This window comes from Bradyrhizobium sp. SBR1B (assembly GCF_014198205.1).
Classification (GTDB): domain Bacteria; phylum Pseudomonadota; class Alphaproteobacteria; order Rhizobiales; family Xanthobacteraceae; genus Bradyrhizobium.
Window position 1 is genome coordinate 100,312 of record NZ_JACIHC010000010.1, and the last position, 20,584, is coordinate 120,895.

Consider the following 20,584-nt stretch of genomic DNA (forward strand, 5'->3'; position numbering starts at 1 on the left):
GAGCGTGCGACTCCCCCAGGCCGGCAAAACTTGGACGCGGCTTGCCAAGAGCCGCTCCGTCACAAAGGCTGAGGGCTGGCTGTCTTTGGCGACCGCGGCGGCTGTCTTCCCCGATGCGATCTCCTGCGGCGTTTAAACGCCCCCTATGCGGATTCGCCAGCAGCAACCAAGGGCGGAACTCAAGGGAGCCAAGTCTCGCAGTCGACCTTATCATGATATAGGCTTGGCCCACCGCTCTCGTCGCGTGCCTCGCCGTACGTGACTCGCTTCATGGGTAGCCCGGCTGTATCAGATTTCCGAGTAGGGCGCGGCCTGCGCTCTGGAGCGATCCCTCGTTTAAAGCTGCGTGCTGGGCAACGACAAAGCTGTCGCACATGGCGCGCGCCAAAGTTCCTCCGGTATAGAGCGCCTCAGTTCCGGCAAGACCGCTTGCAAGCCTGCAGATCTCGGCGCCCTGGCGTGCGGCGTTCGTTGAAGCTAGCCGCATGACCATTGTGGCGCTCAGAGTTACCTCCCCCGCAAGTGCTTGCGTCCACAGTTCCTCCGTGGCCTCGTAAAAAAAGGAGCGAGCGGACCGTAGCATGGCTTCGGCTTTCGCGATTTCAAGCTGGACATAACCACGCTCAGCCATCACGGGCGCTCCAGTGATCGAGGCGCGACTTCCGGCCATGGTAGTCACCTCGTCTATCGCGGAGCGCGCAATCCCGAGTCCGACAATCGCATGCGCCTGGGCCGCGAAAGCTGCCGCCGGATAACGATAAATTGGGCCATCAAGTGTCGATGGACCGCCGCGGATCAAAGTCCATTCCTCCGGCACCATGACGTTGCTGACGACAATGTCGTGGCTTCCGGTGCCTTGAAGGCCAATGACGTCCCAATTAGGCCGGATCGTCACCTTCTGGGCCGGCATCACCGCTACATGCGGGAGGTCGCTCGTCGGATCGTCTTCGGCCGTGATGCCAACTCCTATCAGATCCGCTCCCGGCGAGCCGCTCGCGAACGGCCACACGCCGTTCACGACAAATCCGCTGGCGCATCGCTTGGCGGACTGGAGCGGGAAAATCGCGCCGGCCAATGCGACGTCAGGTCCATTGGCGTACACTTTTCGAAGCGTCTCTTCCGGAAGAGCAGCGAGATAGCGAGCTCCATCCCCAAAGCTAGCGACCCAACCGGCGGACCCGTCGGCTTGGGAAATCTGCTCGATCAAGCGACAAAATCCGCTGGAGTCCGCTCCTCGCCCCCAAAACGCTTGGCGACCATGGCGCGATAAACCCCGACGCGTCTAAAGCCGTCGATGATCTCTTTCGGAATCTTCTGTGCCCGGCCAAACTCGTTGCGACGCTCACGGATCTCAACAAGTAGTGGGGACAGATTAGCCCAGGTCGCAGCCGTGGCATGGGTTTCGGCAGGAATCGCTTCGGGTGGAGCGTTCACAATTCGTCCTCCTTGTGTTGAGCCGATCACCGCCTGGCGTCACTCATGTGGATTGAGCGCGTGACGGAGCTAGGTGGCTGATAGCGGTTAGACGGCATTCTCGAAGCTCTCGCAGTTGATCTGGAAGTATAGGATTGCACTCGTTGGCTTCCCCGCCTTGAGGGAGGCCCGGAAGCTTCGCTGAGATACTGCTGTTGTTTGTATTGAGGCGCGTTGCCAAGCAATGGAAGGCGGCTGCGATCTAGGGGCGTCTCTGCCCTACTAGATCTCCGGTGTCCGCGATCAACGAGCGGTGTCATTTATTTTCTCCAATGGACGTGTTGTCACATTTGAGACAAGCCGAGCCGAACCAAGCCCAGAACTCCGCTATTGCGCTCGGGACGGCGCCCAGCCCTACGGCTTCTATTACATCTGCCCAGCAATCGACGTGCCATTAATGGTGTCTTGCTGCCGTGTCTGAACCGCGTGAGAACACTCCGCCCAGCCGCAAAATGCTCGTGTCTGTCTGTCCGCTTTCAGGCGAAGATGTCATTTGCTCAACAAGCCGCCCCGCAGGACCAGGGAGACGGATCTCGACGGCGACGGGCCGTATTCAAAGTTCATTATAAAACTTGAGGCCCGTTACGCACTCTCGACACGACCAACAGCCAATGTGAGTTGGTGTAGCGGCGGCTAAGCGCTGTAGTAAAAGTGGCCGGCGGCGCGCAGGCATCCAACAAGCGTCCAGGGCGCTCTGGAAGCGGCAATCGCACCGTTGAGTCTGATTCAAGCCGATCGCAAAGAAGTGCCCCACTCTTCCAAGCGAAAAGGAGGCGTGTCAGGTTTCGGAGCTTTCGCGGCTCGCCAGCAGCAGATGCGCCCGACTTGCTGCTGTACCGAACAAGAAGGTCGCGCACATTCAGGAGCTTCGTTGACCCTGGGCCGTCGCTGCCGCCGGTCCGGTGCTGATGCGGGTAGACGTGTCTTTACCGCCCGCGCGGGGGCAGCCGCCCTGATAGCTCTGTCTGAGCTTCAGTCGCCATAGAGCGCGGTGATAGAGCATGACCGGCGATAAATCTGGCGGTTGAAACTTTTGAAACTCTTGAAGTTATCCCGGGCTCTCGAGTTCAAAGTCGCAACGCCGTTCATTGCGGCCTGCTGCAGAAACAATTTTATTGGGTTTGGTGTTCAATCTTTACCATGGAGGCTGTCGGACGCGCGGTGTGCGCTTCTTGGTGCTGGCCACGCGTTGCCAACATCAGGAGGTAGAAGAGCAGTAGAACTAAGAGGCCACGCATACCGAAAGGCATCCCTAAGCGGAGACAATTGTAGAGCGGATGGTATCTGGGCAGTCGTTGTAAACGACCGACCAACAAAGCGGCGCGGAAACAAGGTGCTGTATCACACGGCGGATGACTTGCCGCGGATGTGAAGGTGCTAGCATCAGCACACAATGTCGACCTTGCCTGTGTCGATTTGATAAACGCCCCCCACGACCTTTAGTCGGTTCTGCTCGACAGCAGCGTTCAGAAGCGGGCCCGTCGATTTGAGCTTATTGACGTTATCGATCACATTCTGCCGGGTTGCTTCGGCGACTATGTTGCCGGCTTTCCCGAGGGATGCTTTTACGGCGGGAGCAAGTGCAGTGACCAGGGATGAAATGTGGCCCGGCGGCGGCTTATCTTGATGGAGCGACCTGATCGTGGCGTCTATCGCACCGCAATGATCGTGGCCGAGTACAAGTATAAGCGGCGTGCTAAGGACGGAAACCGCATATTCCATACTGGCGAGCGTATCATCGTTTGCGAAGTTGCCGGCGACGCGGCAGACAAACAGATCACCTAGTCCGCTGTCAAAGATAAGTTCGGGCGCCACCCGAGAGTCAGCGCAGGTCAGAACCGCCGCGTACGGATTTTGGCCTTCGACCAAGACCGGGCGCTCGCGCCTGAAATCGTCGGATCGTGGTGCGCCCTGGACATAACGATCGTTTCCCTTCAGCAGCCGCTTCAGGGCAGCATCCGGCGCGAGCAGGTTTTCTGGCTTTGGCTGGCAGTTTGCTTCCTTCGCATCGGCAGGGGTATTGCCTAACCGCATGAAAACTGTCGAACCCGCAACCAGCAACAGGGACCGGCGCGAAAGCGCGAACTTAGATGAACGGTACATGTTCGGAGATTGGCCTGCGTGCATGTGTCGCCTCATCGCGCTGCCTTCCGCCACCCGGTGGCTTCGGCTTCAGCTTCGCTACACAGCCAGCGCTCGCTGCGTGTGTTCGTCATACCAATCTGCTCGTAACCGGAGTCTCCGGGGAGGTGATAAATGCGCTCGCCGCGGGCGAGAATGCCTTTTATTCGGCACTCGGGTGATGGTGGTTCCGATAGGACGAGGGCTCCTAGCAGGATTTCCTGTGCGTTGATCGGAACCGTCTTCGCACCAACGATAATCGTGCTGGTGTTGCGGCCGCGCCAGTCGCCGGGAGTGATGAAAGCCCCGGACCACAGCCCCGCAGAGGCTGTGCTTGCCACTAACTCATGGACGACGTAGGTGTGGCGAGATGCACCAGCCGATAGTGCCCAGCCCGAGCGTATCATCCAGGCGTTCACATCCTCGCCTTCGATGAAGCAGCTGCCGAGGGCCCGCCTATACTCGTCAACTTTTTGGGTGTGACAATCCCACGTCCGCCCATTCGAATTCTTGATAAGCTCGTCGCGAGCAGCTACGCCGCAGGCCCATTTGCGACCCTGAGCGTCGAGGCAAATCTGATCTGTCTCAGGAGCGTCGATCCCAGAGAGCCGAACGTTGGTTTGCTCGATCTCGATCGTATTGCCGTCGAGAATGCGTGGAGCACCTCTGAGTGTCGCGGCCCAGACCGGAGATGTGATGAGAGCGAGAAGTGCGAACATAATTCCTCGGCGTTTCATCCCGGCAATAACCTTTCGCTCCTGGCCCATCTCTGGCGCGATACGGTGCGGACGCATTCGGTTGCTCAATCGCACGATTAACGCTATTTCGCCGGCGTATTCAGACATGTGCATTTAGGCAGCCTAGCGTGGTTTTCGAAGCTACGACCTGACGCCGCGTAAGGATCAAGCGAATTCTTTCGCGGTGCGTGTGGCAAGTGCGGACATCGGCAGCTTCCTCACTGAAAGCGCAGCGTACCCTGTCGAGACTGGAGGAGGCGATCTTCGTCGCTTGGCGTTGAGCTCACGATGCCCGACAAACCTACCGCTCGGAATGCTGAGCGTCTTGGCGTGGTCGAGTGAGGTGGAAGAGTAACGGGGCGATAGGTGGTAAAGAAGTGCATTGGGAAAATGCCTAGTCGTCGGTTCCGACGACGGCGATGAAAGTTATAAAATGGCAGGGGTTACAAAAGAGACCTGGTTTGGCTCTGACCCACTTAAGTCGCGATGGAGTACGGCCTAAACGCTCGCTAGGCTAATGGACGGCCGCACCAATGCGAAGCCTTCGTTTGTCTGACTCAGATGGTCGTTGATGCCAATCGAATAGTGTAGCGTCGGTCCTCCCTTTCGGGATATTGGCTCGCGCTAAGGGTTTTCGTGTAAAGACTGCATAGCCTATGACTAAGACGAACTCCTGTGACGATCTCTAGCGGCTTACCAGGGGTGCTGCATCGGCCTGATTCCTCCGGGAGTGGAAGGCCGTAATTTGAGCTGAGGCCGTAGAGCGCGTTGAGAGACGTAAAGTGCGCATCTGTTTGGACGACTCATCGTTGTCCCTATGCAATTCAGCTTCGAGCTTTTCATCGCAACATGCGCTTGCCCTTTGCCACCTAGGGATTGTCGCTCTGGTGTGGCTTGGCCGACTCAAGTTACATAGCATTTCCAAGCACCTCGCCGCACAAATGGGAATGATATGGGCGCTGCCATTCGTGAACGACCAGTCTGCTCTTACGCGCTTGAAGTGGATGGGCGACTCAGAGCCGAGTTCTCAACCAGAGACGGTGCCCGGGCAGGTGGAACAGAATTGAAGAGGCGTTTTTCTATGCTGCAAATTCGGATCTATGGCGTGCAGACGAATTCGTGCGAGGAAATCTAGAGCGGGGGAGTGTCCTCTCGACTCTTTTTGCATGGCGCGAAGGCGCCATCGTGGGACTCGGAAAACGCCAGAACTTCTAGAGCTGATTTGGGGAGAAATCGGCCTCTAGCCACGTCCCGTGCAGGCGCAGGCGAACCGCATCTCGAAAGCTGCGCAGCGCCCCAGACTCCGGTAGATAGATGGTGAAGTAAGATAACGTGGCCCAGAGATATTACAGTCCGCTATTAGAAGAACACGCCATAGATCACGTTTCTCGTTCGGCTTGTCACTGCCCTTCGGGATGTAGTCCACTCCAACAGGTTGACCGATAGTACATCGGCCTTGCCGAAGAAGATCGCCGAGCTGGCCTTTTGGGGTAGTTACAAAGTTGAAGTTGATCGGGTCATGTAGAAAGCGAAGGTTTGCGTGTCTATCGCCAGCTGCGACTTCACTGGCTATCAACGAGAGCGCCAGCGCCCGCCAGCCTAATTCCATCGGCTTCGCATAAGTTGACGCAAGTTCAGTCGTACCATCGGGCGTGATCTTCCAGGTGATAACGTACTGTTCGTCTGATTTGTTGTTCTGGTGCCTGGTCCACGAAACGAAAACAAAGTCGTTTTCGCCAAGTTCAAGGGCGCCCCGCATTTGAGGGACGAACTGTGCCACCTTCGACCATTGGAGATTATTTGTTCTAGCGTCTCACCATCCTGCGCTCGCCAAGTTGACTTGAATCTCTCGATCACGGGGCTGTGGATAGAGCGAATACTGTTGCTCATGGCGGCCGGCCAGGTCAGGCAGATCAGAGATGCACCCAAACAAAACCGTAGCAGGGGTCTTGCAAACATCCTCTTCATTAGATCGGCCCATCCCATTTCATCCAGACTCGGCGTTAGCAGGTGACCTTGAACCTGCTCTGACGAGAGCAAGAAGTTAGCGACGAAGATGAGGCTGTTCGGCGCAAGCGCGCGCTGGCCTGTGTCACGCGCCGCTAACTTCTCCGTCCGAGACAGCATTCAATTGGCTGAGCTAGACGTGCCCAGCAGGAGCAGTGTGGGCATGTTGACGGATTGCATTCTTCGTGCCAGGCGATAGCCGGAAACACGCTCCCGTTTTTATCTTCTTGTCTCCTTTCCTACGTGCGAACGTGTCGATGCATACAATCGGGTTATCCGGGGCAGCATGTTCACCCCTGTCCCACACCCGAAGGGGCAAATGGCTCGGCCGGAGTACCTGACGAGTTTTGGCGTGCGTTCGTCGTTGAAGCGTGTGCTTGGCTATAGACTTCTTCGCTCGACCTGAATGTTGACCAACGACACGAAGCGGAGGTCAGTCGCCGTCGAAAAAAGGTTCGCTGGCAGGCAACTAGCCTGCTCGTGGTGTATGGAGATCGATTTCCGCCGAAGCGCCTCTATTCGATGCGGATCCTTAGCCCAGAAGCAGCCCCGGGCGAGCGTGCTGGGCGAGCCGCTGGAGCCGATGCCGCGTCGAATGCATTCTGCTCGAAGCGGCGGTGGGTCTTGCCACGAAGGCTGGATTTGTCCTTTCATGGTCTCGCGCGCAGAGCCACCCGAAGGCAGTTCCCGATGCTCATTTCGACATCCCTGGTAACGACGTCGCGGATTAGAGACCGTCTCTACGTGGCGGCTAGTCATTGAGAACGGCGATTCGCTTATGATCAATCGCTTGTCAGACGTCGCAGATTTGCTTGCCATATGATCTGGGAGGTTGACGGGAAAGTTCGCCAGCGAATAATCCGTGTCGTCGAGGTTCTCCGGTTCCTGTTTGAACCGGAGCTAAGAGGGAAGCCGGTGCAAATGCCGGCGCTGCCCCCGCAACTGTGAGCTGCGAGCCACTGTCCAACGATGTCACTGAAGCCTGCGCGGCTTTGGGAAGGCAGGACAGTAGCGATGACCAGCAAGCCAGGAGACCTGCCCCGACAAGATCGGTCCACGGGCGGGGTGTCTCGGTGGTGCGTCAAGCAGCTGTCGCTCGCGCGACTTCCCTGCCTGCGTCCGCCATGGCCTTGTCCCCAACAGGGGTTAACGCTATGTCTCTTCTCTCGCTTCCGGTTGCTACGCTCGGAACGCCACGCATCGGTCCACGGCGTGAGCTAAAATTCGCTCTCGAAAGGTATTGGGCCGGAAAGATCACCGAACATCAGTTGCAAGAGGACGCATCGGGGCTGCGCGCAGCAAACTGGGCTCGCCAGAGGTCCCTCGGCGTCACAATCATTCCGTCGAATGACTTCTCGTTGTACGATCAAGTGCTCGATACGAGTGTCATGGTGGGCGCGATCCCTGAGATCTACGCCTCGAAGGGAGAAATCGCTTCCCTTAAGACGTACTTCGCCATGGCCCGCGGATCGAAATGCGACGACCGGGGTGGGAGCGTCGACCAAGACTCGCGGGGCGCGGGCGTCCCCGCGCAGGAGATGACCAAATGGTTCGATACCAACTACCACTACATGGTTCCCGAGTTTTACAAGGGACAGACGTTCAGACTGTGCTCTCGCAAACCGATTGAAGAGTATACGGAAGCAAAGGCTCTCGGCTTTCAGACTCGCCCGGTCCTTATCGGGCCGTTCACATTCCTAAAGCTCGGCAAAAGCGCCGATAGCGCCTTCCAGCCGCTGTCTTTATTGGATGATCTGATACCCGTCTATATCGACGTTCTTCATCAATTGGCCCAACGAGGGGCGAGTTGGGTTCAATTTGACGAGCCCTGCCTGGCGCTTGATCTGGATGAGACGGCCCGAAAATCTTTGCTACATGCTTATAGCCGGATCATAAAGGAGGTACCGGCTATCAAGATCATGGTCGCCAGCTATTTTGGTGCCCTGGGCGACAATCTGGATACAGCCTTGAGCCTGCCAGCCTCAGGTCTGCACGTCGATCTGGTTCGAGCGCCAGAGTTATTGGATCAGATCATTGCTAGTAGCCGAGCTGATCTCGTCTTGTCTCTTGGTGTCATCGACGGCCGAAATGTATGGAGGTCGAAGTTGTCCTCGCTCCACCAGAGGCTGGAGCCAGCCATTGAGAAGCTGGGCAAAGACCGCGTACAGCTCGCCCCATCCTGCTCGTTGCTTCACGTCCCGATCGATGTTGAACTAGAGACCGGGCTCGCTTCTGACGTCAAGAGCTGGCTTTCTTTCTCGGTTCAGAAGATGCGTGAGCTTGCGATCCTGGCGCGCATACTCGCGGGTAGCCAGGATGTCGGGCAAGCTCTTGCCGATTCAGAACGCGCTGCAACTGCCCGCCGGAGTTCGCCGAAGACTCAAAATGCCAATGTCGCTGTTCGGATGAGGGCGATAGACCAGACCATGCGCCAACGCGCGAGCTCATTTTCCCGTCGTTCCGAGATACAAAGGGGACGCTTCGGACTACCAGCGTTCCCTACTACCACGATCGGATCGTTTCCGCAGACCACGGAAGTCCGAAATGCTCGTGCGTCGCATGCGCGAGGCACGATGAGCGACGAACAATACGACAGATTTCTTAAGGAGGAGATATCCCGCACCGTACGTTGGCAGGAAGACATCGGACTTGATGTGCTCGTGCATGGGGAATTTGAGCGCAATGACATGGTTCAGTACTTTAGCGAGCAACTCGCCGGCTTCGCATCGACCAAGAATGGATGGGTACAGTCCTATGGCTCGCGTTGCGTCAGGCCTCCGATCCTGTTTGGCGATGTACGGCGGCCGAATCCAATCACCGTGGAATGGTGGCGATACGCTCAGTCACTAACTACCAAACCAATGAAGGCGATGTTGACCGGACCAGTGACGATCCTAAACTGGTCGTTTGTTCGCGATGATCTTCCCAGAAGCGAGGTCTGTCGTCAGCTTGCGCTCGCGATGCGCGACGAAGTTCGCGATCTCGAGGAGGCCGGCGCGGCCATAATCCAGATCGACGAGGCCGCGCTCCGGGAAGGATTGCCATTGCGCCGATCGGAGTGGAACGCCTATCTCGATTGGGCAGGAGAGTGTTTCCGCATCTGCTCGTCCGGCGTTAGCGATCAAACGCAAATTCATACGCACATGTGCTACTCGGAGTTCAACGACATCATCGGGGCAATCGCTGCAATGGACGCGGACGTGATTTCGATCGAGACGTCGCGCTCGAAAATGGAACTACTGGAGGCATTCAAGAAATACCGATATCCAAATCAAATCGGACCGGGTGTGTACGACATCCACTCTCCACGCGTTCCCGAGACCAGCGAAATAAAGGAGCTGATGGTGTTGGCTCAAGCGCGTCTGCAGAAATCGCAGCTCTGGGTCAATCCGGACTGCGGCCTAAAAACTCGCAAGTGGGAGGAAGTGCGGCCAGCGCTAGCCAATATGGTCGCTGCCGCCCGGGAACTGCGCGCTGCGTCTGATACCCAAAACCATTGATCCCGAGCTCGAGCTATTCTCGACAAAGTAGTGTCGTTCGTGCTCATTTGCGTTTCTCCACAATGTGGAAGTAGGCCTGCGACAATAAGTACCCGGCCCTCGATGGGTCGGGGAAGATACAGTCTCAGATGAGCAACGTTGACCCCCTCCCGCCAGGTGTCCCCGCGCGTCGCAGATAGCTGACGTTCTATCAGGAGCCCCAAAGGGCACTTCTGTCTCACTGTAGGCCAATTGCTGTGTAAGCGACTATCCGGGCCAGATACGCCAATGCGTCGGCTGCACGGCAACGTGCGCTCCGGTATTCGCGTTGATCCATCCTCCGAACATCCGGCGGCAAGGAAAGGCGACACGGTGAATCAAATTACCTTCGACTACTGCAATCTCCAGATCCCGATCCAACGGTGGCGCTATTTCGAGCCGCTCCCAGGTCAAATCGGCATTAGACCCTGGACGAAGTTCGTCGTGGCGTGGTGATGAATTCGATGGTCTCGTGAACACTCCCAACATCCCTTGTCTTCCGTACAGACATGCTCAGCTCGAAACCGGCGAGACAACGTGCGGCTCAACGGCGCAGGCCGCGACAGAGGGCGATCGTCTGCGCCGCAGCCTGAGTTCGCTGTCTGCATTTATCGCGGTTCCGCAAAAGTTAAACTGCACCGCGGCTTCAGCAATCCGGCCCACATAGGGGTAAATGAACCAATATTCCGTCATGTACATCCCTTGTTGGTGAGAAATCTCCCTGCTTGCCCATCCGCATCTAGGGTTCTTAAATGGGCCGACCGCGCTCTCGCGAGCGCCAGCATGCTCAACGAGAGCGGGAAGGGCAGGAGCCAGTGACCACGGGTACGACGCGCATAGCCGCGCCCGGAGCTGATATCGAGCTGGCCCGCAGGTTGATGAAGTAGGCGCCATCGATAAGCGGCGCAGCTCGTTGTGTTCCGTCAATGGCCTGCAGCTTCGGTGCACTCTCAGCAGTCTTGATGATCGATCGCTGGTAGGCGGGCATGAAGCCTTGATGCGGCGCGGAGTAGTGCTGTCTGCCATGCGTCTGACCTTGCTAGGAAGAGTAGACTCTACGAGGAGGCAGCCGCCGCGTCATTGATACGTGTCAAAAGCTGGCACGGGTACCGGGAATGGTGGAGCTCGACCGACCGCCACGCGCCGAAAGACGCCTGTCTTGGCAATCGACATGTCCGGACCCCGGTGCTGCTAGGGACTCGAGTTGGTTTACAGCACTCCGCTGTATACATTTAAGGTACGCAAGGGAATAGGCTGTCAGCGCAGTGGTTTCTCTCTGCGAAAGCCGTGAAGCAGATAGCCGGTTAATGTCTCGCCTTTCATTACCAACAGCCTTGTTGATTTCGTCTGCGATATCGCCGCGAGCGGGCGCACGTCAGAAGTGTGCCCGGTGAGCGCCGTAGCCAGTCAATGTTTCAAGACCTCGAGCTTGCATGAGTAGACTACGAGTCGTTGGCCACGTGATTCAAGCGGTGCCTGCAATCCAAGAGGTGATCGCGCCTCTTCTTCGCGGCCCCAGGCGTCTGGTGATGCGCCTTTCTATCTTGGGCGGACAAACCCTTTAATGCTGCTTGAGGCAGATCAAGAACGCTCCGCGCGTGGCAGAATAGTAGATAAGCAAATCTGCGGAAAGAGAGGGCCATGCCTTCATTTAACGTTCGATTCATTAAGACGGTTTGTGACGATACCGGCGGCGAGCATCGTGCGTGCGAGGCAGCATTCCAGGTCGATGCCGCCTCGCTGGCGGCTGCCGCTCAGCAGGCGGAGATCGACTTTTGTAAGCAAAAGAGTGTCCGTGATTGGACAATCTTCGCCGATGTACTGGAGCTCCGAACCCCACCTGCACGAGTTTAATCCGCTCGGCATCCCTTTGTGCATCCGCAAAGCACGAGCTTTCCAGGCTCGAAAAGGAGCGGCCCTGTAGTTGTCAACTGCTGTGCGGAATCGGCACATCTTCAACAACCCAAAAAGGCTCGTTGTCTACGGCCGCAGTCTTCGGCGGGCTGGAGGCCTCAGCGTCGCTATCAGCGGCAGCTCTGGCGCAGAGCGCGACGACACGTTACCGAGCAGCTGTGTTATGGCGCTAGATGCAAAGACAATTGCGCGGTACCGCGCCGCGATACGCCGACACCACGCTTTGGCAATGGTTGCCAGCCCTATTCGAGCATCGACGGCGGTGCGCCGCATCAAACTTAGTCAAGGCTGTTGCGGTTCGGGGTAGCAGCCTAACTGCTAGATGCTCCACTTATACAATGAGCACTTGCTTAGAAGACGTGGAAGGAATCTTGAAGGCGCGGCCAATAGGGCATCGCGGTGTCGCGCACCTCCCTAATCAGGTAGGTTGGACACGCAGCATAGAGCACGTATGTGGCGACGGGGTAGCCAGCATCTGACCTGTCAACCGAGCGATATGATCCGTCCTGCGGCCAGCCAAACAGAGGGCGAGGTCGCGCTGGAAGGAGGCAACCGTGCAATTGAATTCTTACGACGAGTGGTCGAAGTTGAAAGAAGTCGTCGTGGGGACGGCCATCAATTATGCCGCTCACGACCGCGAACTATCTTTCGATCTTTTCTTCCATGACAATCTCAAGGTGCGCTCGGAGTGGTATTATCCGCGTCTCTCGACGGCCGCAGTAAGTGCGCAAGATGGCGAACGAGTCCGCCACCGGATCAAGCAGCGCTACCTCGATGAATTGAATGAAGACGTCGAAGGAATAGTCGACACATTGCGCACGCTTAATGTGACGGTGCATCGACCAATGACCCTTGACCCCTCCACCGCTGAGGTTCGCACCCTTGCTTGGTCAGCCGCGGTCGTGCCCCCGCTCAATGTCCGCGATATCGCGCTGGTTGCCGGAGACGAAGTGATCGAAACGCCTCCCATGCTCCGATCACGATACTTCGAGACGCAGTTTCTCAAGCCAATCTTCGCGTCGTATTTTAAAGAAGGCGCACGATGGTCAGCGATGCCTCGCCCATTAATGACGGATGGGTCATTCGACCGTTCCTACGTCCTCTCAACGACCGGTGGCCCGACGGAGCCGATCCCTCATCCCAAAACGCACTGCTACGACGTTGGGTTGGAGATGATGTGGGACGGTGCGCAGTGTTTGCGTTTGGGGCGCGACCTGGTCGTCAATATTGCCAACGAAAATCATGCGATGGCATGTGATTGGCTAGAGCGTCATTTGGAGGGACGATTTCGAATCCACCGCGCTTCCAAGCTCAGCGACAGTCATATCGATAGCATGGTCATAGCACTTGCACCAGGGCGGCTGCTCGTACGGTCTCGCGCGGTGGCAGATTATCTGCCAAAAGAAATGCGTAACTGGGACATGATAGTCGCGCCCGAGCCGGCCAAGAATAATTTCCCAATTTATGACGATGACGATCTGCTCTTGTCTAGCCTCTACATAGACGTCAATGTCCTTTCGGTCGCCTCTGACGTCGTTTTGGTCAACGACGCCTGCCCCGAGTTAGCTCGGATCCTGGAACAGAATCGCTTTCAAGTCATTCCGGTTCGGCACCGCCATAGGCGGATCTTTGGTGGCGGATTCCATTGCTTTACTCTCGACACAGTTCGTGAAGGTGGCCCTGAGGATTACCTCAGCTAGTGCCGACCTAACGCAATCGTCTGCTTCTGGCGCGACGATCGCAATTCCGTTGTTTGGGGACGGGGCTAAATAGCGAAGACGTGGTAGCCAGCCCTGTCAGGCGGATGATACATTAATGAGCTGCTGGAGTGCCAATTATGCTTACTCGGCACCGCCGCGGATCGGGTGAGCCATTCCGATGTATTCTGAGAGGGGCAGGTCGACAATCTTGATGCGCACTTGAACACCGCAAGATGCGACAAGAAATGCTCACATTTTGCCTCACCGACGTACGCTTGACGTCTTCACGCGCATCAAAGTGCGCGCTCGAGTATCGTCGGTCGTCCAGTGACTTTAAGATAGACTGTTGCTTCGATGTCACCAAATGGAGTTGCGACCGATCTACCCTCGTGTGAGAAGAGTAGCGACATGTTCGATATCTATTTGAACGGAAGACATCTTTTGGTCGTCCCGAGGGGCTTTGGGATCCCTGCGGGATTGGGCGGGAATTGGAAGCGTAAGAAGCAAGCGGTTCGTTCCGTGAGCGACGTCATTCGTCATGATGTGCAACAACGAGGCTACTACCGACGTCGCTTGATCTCAAGTCGGGCGAAGGCGGCACTTTCGACCTCCGCGCACTCTTAGTCGACTTTGTTACCGTTGCTGAATTTGTCTTCAGAACACTGTGCGGAGGGTGTCGCCAAGGACGTCGACACGTTGCTTACCCTCGGCGAGGCAGAGGGATATGGCGCACGAACGAAGGAGAAGGCCTTCTTTTGAAAAGCTGCGCACGGCTCGGGAGCTTACCTCAAGATCATTAATATGGAGAGTTTATTTGGGTCAATGGCGGGCGCGTGAGTTTTCAGCTGTCAATACTGAAAATACTCGCCGGCCAGCCGGATGGTCGAGCGAGCATCGAAGTCGTTAAGCAGCATTTGGCGATCTATTATAGCAGCGGCTCGGAGTGGCCAGCTCGTATGAAACGCATCGCCAGCCGTGCACCTCAACTCGATATCTTCGGCCAAAGGCTGATCGAGCGGGAGGCTGGGTGCTGGATCATTACCGAGGAGGGAAGGAAATATCTTGAGACGCTCGAACGCTTAGATCGGACTGTCACGCGGCCTCAGGTTGGTCGAGAGAGCGCACAGGAGCCGAAAACTGAATAGTCGCCCCAGCAACATTGCATCTAGGAGCAACGAGGGCAGTAAGCGCCCCACGACAAGCAATCGAGCCTACGCAAGTCACTATCGGTGGGAAGGCCAAACGCTTTTTGTTCGCGAATTGTGATGTACTTCGACCAGATCGCGAATGTCAATTTAGGACCGTCTTGACGTAATCGATCGTGTGTATGGTTCGATGCGGCCCGGGATATGGCTTGTTTAACTCAGGGGATAGAAGCTCTGCGGTCGTCGTGCACATCACATGATCGAGGAGGTCGGCCAGACTCGTCCCCAGGTAGAACCGAGCTATTGATTGCAGACGACCCCTGGCGGGGGGCCTCTGCTTGTCTCTTAGCGCTCGGTCCGCCTCTGCCCTAACCAGAATTTGGCTCCTCACGAATCCCATTAGCAGCCTTAGTATTGTTAAAGATTAGTGGTGGGCTCGCTCAGCAAACATTTTGTTCATCGCTGCCCATGACGTTATTGCTATCGGAGCCGCCGCTTCCCTTTCGGTGCGCTGCGCGGCCCACCGTGGAGCTAGACCAGAGAGCATTTTGTAAGCGACGTCATCTCGCACGGCTTTCACCGGTGTCTTATCGCCTCAATCGAGATATCGCGCGGCCACGGTCTTCCGATTCAATCGAACGCGTCGCAAAAGCGAACTTGACAAAGAGCGTACAATCAAGGCCAAGAGTGAATTTGTACCCTTCAGATATTCCCCTCGATAGGTAATCACAGCCACGTTGAAACTTGGCCTCGTTCCGTTCGCGGCCTGAACGTCCCAGCAGGAGCTCTTCAGCTTCATTGCTAATTAGCTCGTTCATTCCGGAACGTGTGCTCCACATGGCTAGAGTCGAATATAATGCTCCGGTTGGGGACGCATTCAAAATAAAGAATTTCGCAGCGAGATGGCTGTACGAAGTTTATAGTTCCAGAGCTACATTAGACCCAGGCGCTTCGGGCTCGGAGAACATGATTGAGCGTATATCTTGGCGAGGGCGCCTATGATGTCGCCGTTTTTTTTACGGTCGTCGTACAAAGAAAACTGTGTTACAAGCCATCCCTCTTAAAAGGAGCATACATCGTGAAAAAAGCAACCAAGAAACGCGTTAAGCGGCGCGGATGGACGAGGGCAGATGTCAAAGAACTCAAAGTCCATTCGAAGGCCAGAACCCCGGTTATCAAAATTGCAAAGATGACCAAACGGAGCGTCGGTGCTCTTCGTCAGAAGGCCTTAAATCTCGGAATTGGACTTGGACATCAGCGATAGCCGGGCAGCGCTGTAATGGCGCGGTGGGGCGGCTCGCAAGCCGCCCTCATGCCATAGAAATGTTTTGCCGTTTTCTCCGCGTGGAAGGTTTCTTGAATCGCATTCAAGGTCGTTGCGGCTTGGGCATCATCTCGTCATCGGTTGACTTTCTTAGAAGGTGGTCTCAAGGGTGCGTCCAATTCGATAGACGATTGGCAACGAATGCATTCTCGTGGTCACAACCCTGCCCTAGGAATTCCCACGTGAGCGGCCGAACAATCCTCTCTCGATCCCTAGAGATACAGACAAACGTCTACTGATCGGGGTGTCCGCCCGCCCAAGGTGTAGGCGCACCACGTCCCACTGGCTTCGGCCGAATCCTTGTGGACTTCCCAATATTCCAGTGACGCGTCCGTTTCCGATAAGGGCATGAGGAAGGGACCGGTGCTGCAGTGGGACCCATGCCCCGAGACGAATCTATGCTTCAAAACAGCCATCGATGCAGGTTGCCCTGCCGGAAATTCAGTGTTCATCAGCATGGGCAGTTAGAGGCCGCCCACCTCCACACTCGCAATGCCCTCGTTCTGCAGCATGATCTCCTACGTACAGTCGAGTCGACTGCTAGGCGGGTTGTGAGAAGGACGCCGGCACCGCGGGCTGCTAGTTCAAGGGCCGCGCTATGCATCGGCTTCGCTACATCAACGCCGGTTCTAAGCGTATGCCACTCAGATCCTGCATACCAACTCTAGCGTGAGCCGTCCCCAGCACGGCTCCATGCAGGACATAATCCGTGTCATACGCATCGATACGATAAGGCAACGACGTGACACCGTGTTGTGCGCACCCGACGATAAAGAAAAAGTCGGCAGCCTTTAACAAATGGCAACCTCGCGCCGCGGCCGATTGGTTGTAGGCACCGCACCGTGGCCGAACAACGCGCTACCCAAGAAGCTACTGCCCAACGGAATGGTACGACGCGTAAACCTCCAGGCCTTGAAAAGCCTCTAATCTTCGTCGTCACCGCATCCGGTATCGCTACATACGGAAGATCAAGTGCATACGCTGTCGAATACGCAGGGATCGGTCGGCAGCGCTTCGTCACCGTCGGGCCTGGTCGCCAATGGCAAAGACCAGTTGACGACACAGCCACCGCGTGCCCGAGGCTTATATGGACCATGATGCCAGCTTCAACCAACCACGCTGAAGCCATCAACGACGTCGATTGTTCGATTCCACTCGGCGACCATCTTTTGATCCGCGCTCGCGCCCTCTCCGCAACCCCGACCAGCTCCGACGACGCGAGCGCTACCAGAAGAGCACGCCGCTCAAAGGCGCCCTGTTGGACGCCGGAGGGGGGCAATTCAGTGCCGATTTGCACCGAAATGTGCCGATGCAATCCGCCCGAGATCATCACATCTTCGCTCGCCAGATTTGGTTCTGGGCATGAAAGAACGGAAATGCGTCGTCGCAGACGCATACTCGACTGGTCGCTTCCTACCGGAAGAACTCAGGCGTTATGGCATTGGCACACAGTGCATGTGATGGCGGCCGCACGGATTCCGGTTTTCGAACGGCATTTCGATGCAGATCTGTACGATGAACTCGTCCGTCCCGGCGAGCGCATGGGGGAAGACGAGATTGTTGAATATCATCTTCAGGCTCTCTATGCCAAAGAAGTTGAGTTTGTAATCGCGGGCTGCGAGACCGGGGTAGAGCTTGCAGATACCTTGTCGGAGCGGCTCGGCTTGCCCACCAATGGGACCGCACTATCGGCTGCCAAGGCGCGATTGTCGTGCGCGTTAACTTATGCGGGCGTGCGATCAATCAGGCAGGTTGTGTCCGACACTGCCGCGGAAATCGTAAGCTGGAAGCTGACGCGAAGTTCGATGAGATCGTGATCAAGCCGCTGAACAGCACGGGTACCGAGGACATATTCTTTTGCTTGACGGATGCGGATATTCAGCGGGCGCTAGGCGTAATTATCGGGAAGACGAACCGTGTTGGAGCCTTGAATCGGTTTGCCCTCGCGCAGGAAAAAATAAATGGTCAGCAGTATACCGTAAACGCCGTCTCGATGCACGGGAAAGCCTTCGTGACGGAGGCCTGGACTTACTAGAGAGCACCGAGCCGATCGTCCAGGAGCTGTCCGACTACCTGGAGCGCGAGTTGCAGGCGCTTCAGATCGCCGAGGGACCGGCTCATGCCGAGATCATTGTAGATCATCGAGGGCCGGTTCTGGTGGACTTCGGGGCGAGGCTTCAAGGAGCCATGTCGGCAAGAGCGCGAACGATGGCGCTGGGGCACAACCATTTAACGCTGACGACTTGGCGCTACGCTGATCCTAATGGGTTTGGTGAGTACATGAGGCTGCGCGGGCCCTATAAGCGCAACGCGCACGCACTCGGCGTCTCGCTGATTTCGGATACCGCTGGTGTCGTTACCGGTTACCCAGGGCTCGAAACGATACAAAAGCTCCCAAGCTTCGCGGATGCCATTGCATCGTTTCCGATTGGCAAAAAGCTGGTTCCGAGGGTCGACTTGGCGTCCACGCCAGGTATCGTTTGCCTCGTGAATGGCGATATGACGCAGCTTGAGGATGACGACCGCAAATTGAGAGCAAGGCGGATGGACCAAGTGTTGGAGTTGGTGACGCGGGATAGCGAGTGCTGCGGGCTGAAGCAACGGTGAGCCGAACGAGCCTAGGGCGCGCGGCGATGATCGGCGTTAGCGACTTGGACGGAGTACTGCGAGGAAAACACGTCTTTGATGAAGACATCTTGGACCGAGATAAAGTCACCAAATTCTCAGAAGCAGTGCTGGCGTGGACCGGGCCATTCTGGCGGGTTTCACGTACAGCGTGTCTGTGGCGACTTGGCGCGCGACGTTGAGGGCAAAACCGTTCGACGTACAGTAAGCAGCGAAAGTCCTGGCGTCCGCAATGACCAACGGAGCCAATAGATAATACTTTGCAGCCGTGTCCGGGCCTATCATATGCCTGAATGTTTCACGCGCGGCCCAGAGGAGAATAGATAAGCTTGCAACTCGCAAGCGGGTCATGGAATTGGGCTGAGTCATGTCCCCGGAGCCACCGCCGCTCGCTTGTCCGAGGCGCTTCGCTGGCTAGCGACGGTGGCATACAGGCTTGTCGTGTCAGCTCTGCTCTTGCCGAGCATCCACCAGCTTCAGCGGATGCGCGCTTTACTCGATGGGGGTGGGCAGCCCAAACGTCGCAATACGTTAAGCTGGGCGCTCCATATCGCCAACAAGGATGACGTGGTCTAGAACTGGCGTTCTATTATAGATATGATTCTGCATCTCGAAGTTCTTCTCTTGCCTACCTTCTCCCGCGAATCGGAATCCCTTCTTGTAGAAGAACTCTGACGCTCCTTCGTCTTGAGAAATCAGGGACAAGCTTGAAAGGCCTGCCGACTCTCTAATGCGATCGGCAAGATTGATCATAGCCGTGCCGACGCCTTTGTACTTCGATCGGCCGCAATTCTCTATGGTTAGAATTCGCAAAGTGTCTCCGCGCGGTGCCACGCTCATACTTCCAACCTCGTTTCTTTGATTGGGTTCAGAAAACAAGGAAACACATTGAGCGTTGCCGCTGTTGCTAACTGCTTTGTACAAACGGACTTGCTCACCTCGCCTCTTATCAACAGCGAAACAGTCCGATCCTCCCGCCGCTAAAGCGGCCGAAAAAGCGTTGGTATCCGCACTAGAAGAGCCGGCCAGCGCATCGCGCTGCTGGGCCAGACCTTGCTCGTGGGAGGGCACGAAAGAGTAATTGGTTCTCATGGTGGCGGCTTGTTATTCGGACAAGCTGTCCGAAAGCTGACGGTATCTAAAAACCGTTTGAGTGCGCCATCATTTCGCGCCGGGCGGGCGTTTCAACGTGGAACAAGGTGGTCGCCTTCTCATCTTGAGCGATGAACAGGTGCAGAGCATAACAGCCGCACATGAATTGTTGGCACCTCTGGAGAATTTTTGGCGGAAGCGGCTCGAACAGTTTAAACGATTGCATTTTCCGTTCCTGTTATCGTCCGCGGGTGCGGCGCCTCCCCAATGGCAGTCGAGTTCGTGGTCCAGCATAAGCGCTTTGGCAAAACTATCCCCCGCAAGATCGCTCTGAGTATTTGCTAGCGGCCTGGTTGATCTATCTCGCTCGCATCACAGGGGAAAAAGAACTTCAGCTGGGATGGAGGCCTGAATGGGATGGATTGCAAGCGGGCTCCAAGCTTATCGAGGCGTTGATTGCCTCGGTCGTGCCGATGGATGTTTGCATTGACTTTACTCATGATTTTGGAGAAGCGCTCAAAACCGTAGCGGCCGAAGTGGGGCAGCTGAGGACGCACGCAAGCTTTGCTCGTGATCTGATTGCGCGTTGCCCGACATTGCGTGACGTGGAGGCTTTGCGGTCGCGCCAGCCTTGGCCGCTTGGCATTGCAATCACCACAGAGAGCGGTTCGGTCGCTGACAATCCGTCGAAGAGCCACAAAGCTGGCCAAGCACTATGCGGCAACTTGCTGACGTTTGAAGTTCACGCTTTGGATGGGAGCTTCCGCTGGCATTTTGATGCCGCTCGATTAGCGCCTCAGCAGGTCGGCAGCATGACCCAGCACTTACAAGCTTTGCTGCAAAGCGTGATGGACGACGCGGCGCAGGCTGTCGGCCAAATCGGCATTTTGCCAGCCGAGGAACGCACGTATTTTGCTTGAGGATTCAA

Annotated in this window: 16 protein-coding genes and 1 riboswitch; of the genes, 10 read left to right on the plus strand and 6 right to left on the minus strand. The window is 56.4% G+C overall.

Annotation, left to right across the window (positions count from 1 at the left end; translation table 11 throughout):
* Window positions 1-268: 268 nt before the first annotated feature.
* The 4 genes from GGD61_RS24130 to GGD61_RS24140 all read right to left on the minus strand — a co-directional run bounded on the left by GGD61_RS24130 (window position 269) and on the right by GGD61_RS24140 (window position 4,445).
* Window positions 269-1,207 carry an acyl-CoA dehydrogenase family protein gene (locus GGD61_RS24130; RefSeq protein ID WP_246785994.1) on the minus strand — a complete coding sequence of 313 codons (939 nt, stop codon included), beginning with the start codon at window positions 1,205-1,207 and terminating at the stop codon, window positions 269-271.
* Window positions 1,204-1,434, minus strand: coding sequence for a hypothetical protein (locus GGD61_RS40620; RefSeq protein ID WP_246785995.1), 231 nt, complete (start codon window positions 1,432-1,434; stop codon window positions 1,204-1,206). The genes GGD61_RS24130 and GGD61_RS40620 overlap by 4 nt, the downstream gene beginning before the upstream one ends.
* Before the next feature lie 1,422 nt (window positions 1,435-2,856).
* Window positions 2,857-3,600, minus strand: coding sequence for a carbonic anhydrase (locus GGD61_RS24135; protein WP_246785996.1), 744 nt, complete (start codon window positions 3,598-3,600; stop codon window positions 2,857-2,859).
* Between the two features lie 8 nt (window positions 3,601-3,608).
* On the minus strand, window positions 3,609-4,445 hold the full coding sequence (locus GGD61_RS24140; protein ID WP_246785997.1) for a thermonuclease family protein: 837 nt from the start codon (window positions 4,443-4,445) through the stop codon (window positions 3,609-3,611).
* Between the two features lie 2,747 nt (window positions 4,446-7,192).
* A riboswitch (cobalamin riboswitch) is annotated at window positions 7,193-7,396 on the plus strand.
* 96 nt (window positions 7,397-7,492) lie between these two features.
* On the opposite strand from GGD61_RS24140, the gene metE reads away from it, so the two are divergent.
* The 9 genes from metE (at window position 7,493) to GGD61_RS40635 (ending at window position 18,546) form a co-directional block, all read left to right on the plus strand.
* The gene (gene metE / locus GGD61_RS24145) at window positions 7,493-9,838 is read left to right on the plus strand and encodes a 5-methyltetrahydropteroyltriglutamate--homocysteine S-methyltransferase (RefSeq protein ID WP_183231273.1); all 2,346 of its coding nucleotides are present in this window, start codon (window positions 7,493-7,495) and stop codon (window positions 9,836-9,838) included.
* A gap of 267 nt (window positions 9,839-10,105) precedes the next feature.
* Window positions 10,106-10,312 carry a hypothetical protein gene (locus GGD61_RS24150; RefSeq protein WP_183231274.1) on the plus strand — a complete coding sequence of 69 codons (207 nt, stop codon included), beginning with the start codon at window positions 10,106-10,108 and terminating at the stop codon, window positions 10,310-10,312.
* 1,185 nt (window positions 10,313-11,497) lie between these two features.
* Window positions 11,498-11,710, plus strand: a complete 213-nt coding sequence (locus tag GGD61_RS24155) for a hypothetical protein (protein WP_183231275.1) — start codon at window positions 11,498-11,500, stop codon at window positions 11,708-11,710.
* 614 nt (window positions 11,711-12,324) lie between these two features.
* Window positions 12,325-13,470 (plus strand): glycine amidinotransferase, encoded by a 1,146-nt coding sequence (locus GGD61_RS24160; RefSeq protein WP_183231276.1) that lies wholly within the window; start codon window positions 12,325-12,327, stop codon window positions 13,468-13,470.
* Window positions 13,471-14,303: 833 nt separating this feature from the next.
* A complete protein-coding gene (locus GGD61_RS24165; protein WP_312012722.1) occupies window positions 14,304-14,615 on the plus strand; it encodes a hypothetical protein in 312 nt (103 codons plus the stop codon).
* Window positions 14,616-15,693: 1,078 nt separating this feature from the next.
* A complete protein-coding gene (locus tag GGD61_RS41455) occupies window positions 15,694-15,879 on the plus strand; it encodes a hypothetical protein (RefSeq protein WP_183231372.1) in 186 nt (61 codons plus the stop codon).
* Between the two features lie 1,154 nt (window positions 15,880-17,033).
* Entirely contained in the window at window positions 17,034-17,756 is a 723-nt protein-coding gene (locus tag GGD61_RS40625; RefSeq protein WP_246785999.1) for a hypothetical protein, read from the plus strand.
* Window positions 17,753-17,974, plus strand: coding sequence for a hypothetical protein (locus tag GGD61_RS40630; RefSeq protein WP_246786000.1), 222 nt, complete (start codon window positions 17,753-17,755; stop codon window positions 17,972-17,974). Before GGD61_RS40625 ends, GGD61_RS40630 begins: the two co-directional genes overlap by 4 nt.
* Before the next feature lie 50 nt (window positions 17,975-18,024).
* Window positions 18,025-18,546, plus strand: coding sequence for a hypothetical protein (locus tag GGD61_RS40635; RefSeq protein WP_246786001.1), 522 nt, complete (start codon window positions 18,025-18,027; stop codon window positions 18,544-18,546).
* Window positions 18,547-19,095: 549 nt separating this feature from the next.
* Here the strand turns inward: GGD61_RS40635 and GGD61_RS24180 are convergent.
* A complete protein-coding gene (locus GGD61_RS24180; RefSeq protein WP_183231277.1) occupies window positions 19,096-19,656 on the minus strand; it encodes a hypothetical protein in 561 nt (186 codons plus the stop codon).
* A gap of 46 nt (window positions 19,657-19,702) precedes the next feature.
* Window positions 19,703-19,882: a hypothetical protein gene (locus GGD61_RS24185; RefSeq protein WP_183231278.1), complete on the minus strand. Its 180-nt coding sequence runs from the start codon at window positions 19,880-19,882 to the stop codon at window positions 19,703-19,705.
* Window positions 19,883-20,009: 127 nt separating this feature from the next.
* On the opposite strand from GGD61_RS24185, the gene GGD61_RS24190 reads away from it, so the two are divergent.
* Window positions 20,010-20,576: a hypothetical protein gene (locus GGD61_RS24190; RefSeq protein WP_183231279.1), complete on the plus strand. Its 567-nt coding sequence runs from the start codon at window positions 20,010-20,012 to the stop codon at window positions 20,574-20,576.
* Window positions 20,577-20,584 lie beyond the last annotated feature (8 nt).

Excerpts from the sequence above, each read along its gene's own strand:
- GGD61_RS24140 (WP_246785997.1), bottom strand. The coding sequence starts at position 4,445 with ATGCACATGTCTGAATACGCCGGCGAAATAGCGTTAATCGTGCGATTG.
- metE (WP_183231273.1), top strand. The coding sequence starts at position 7,493 with ATGTCTCTTCTCTCGCTTCCGGTTGCTACGCTCGGAACGCCACGCATC.
- GGD61_RS24185 (WP_183231278.1), bottom strand. The coding sequence starts at position 19,882 with ATGCAATCGTTTAAACTGTTCGAGCCGCTTCCGCCAAAAATTCTCCAG.
- GGD61_RS24135 (WP_246785996.1), bottom strand. The coding sequence starts at position 3,600 with ATGCACGCAGGCCAATCTCCGAACATGTACCGTTCATCTAAGTTCGCG.
- GGD61_RS24155 (WP_183231275.1), top strand. The coding sequence starts at position 11,498 with ATGCCTTCATTTAACGTTCGATTCATTAAGACGGTTTGTGACGATACC.
- GGD61_RS24150 (WP_183231274.1), top strand. The coding sequence starts at position 10,106 with ATGCGTCGGCTGCACGGCAACGTGCGCTCCGGTATTCGCGTTGATCCA.
- GGD61_RS40625 (WP_246785999.1), top strand. The coding sequence starts at position 17,034 with ATGATGCCAGCTTCAACCAACCACGCTGAAGCCATCAACGACGTCGAT.
- GGD61_RS24180 (WP_183231277.1), bottom strand. The coding sequence starts at position 19,656 with ATGAGAACCAATTACTCTTTCGTGCCCTCCCACGAGCAAGGTCTGGCC.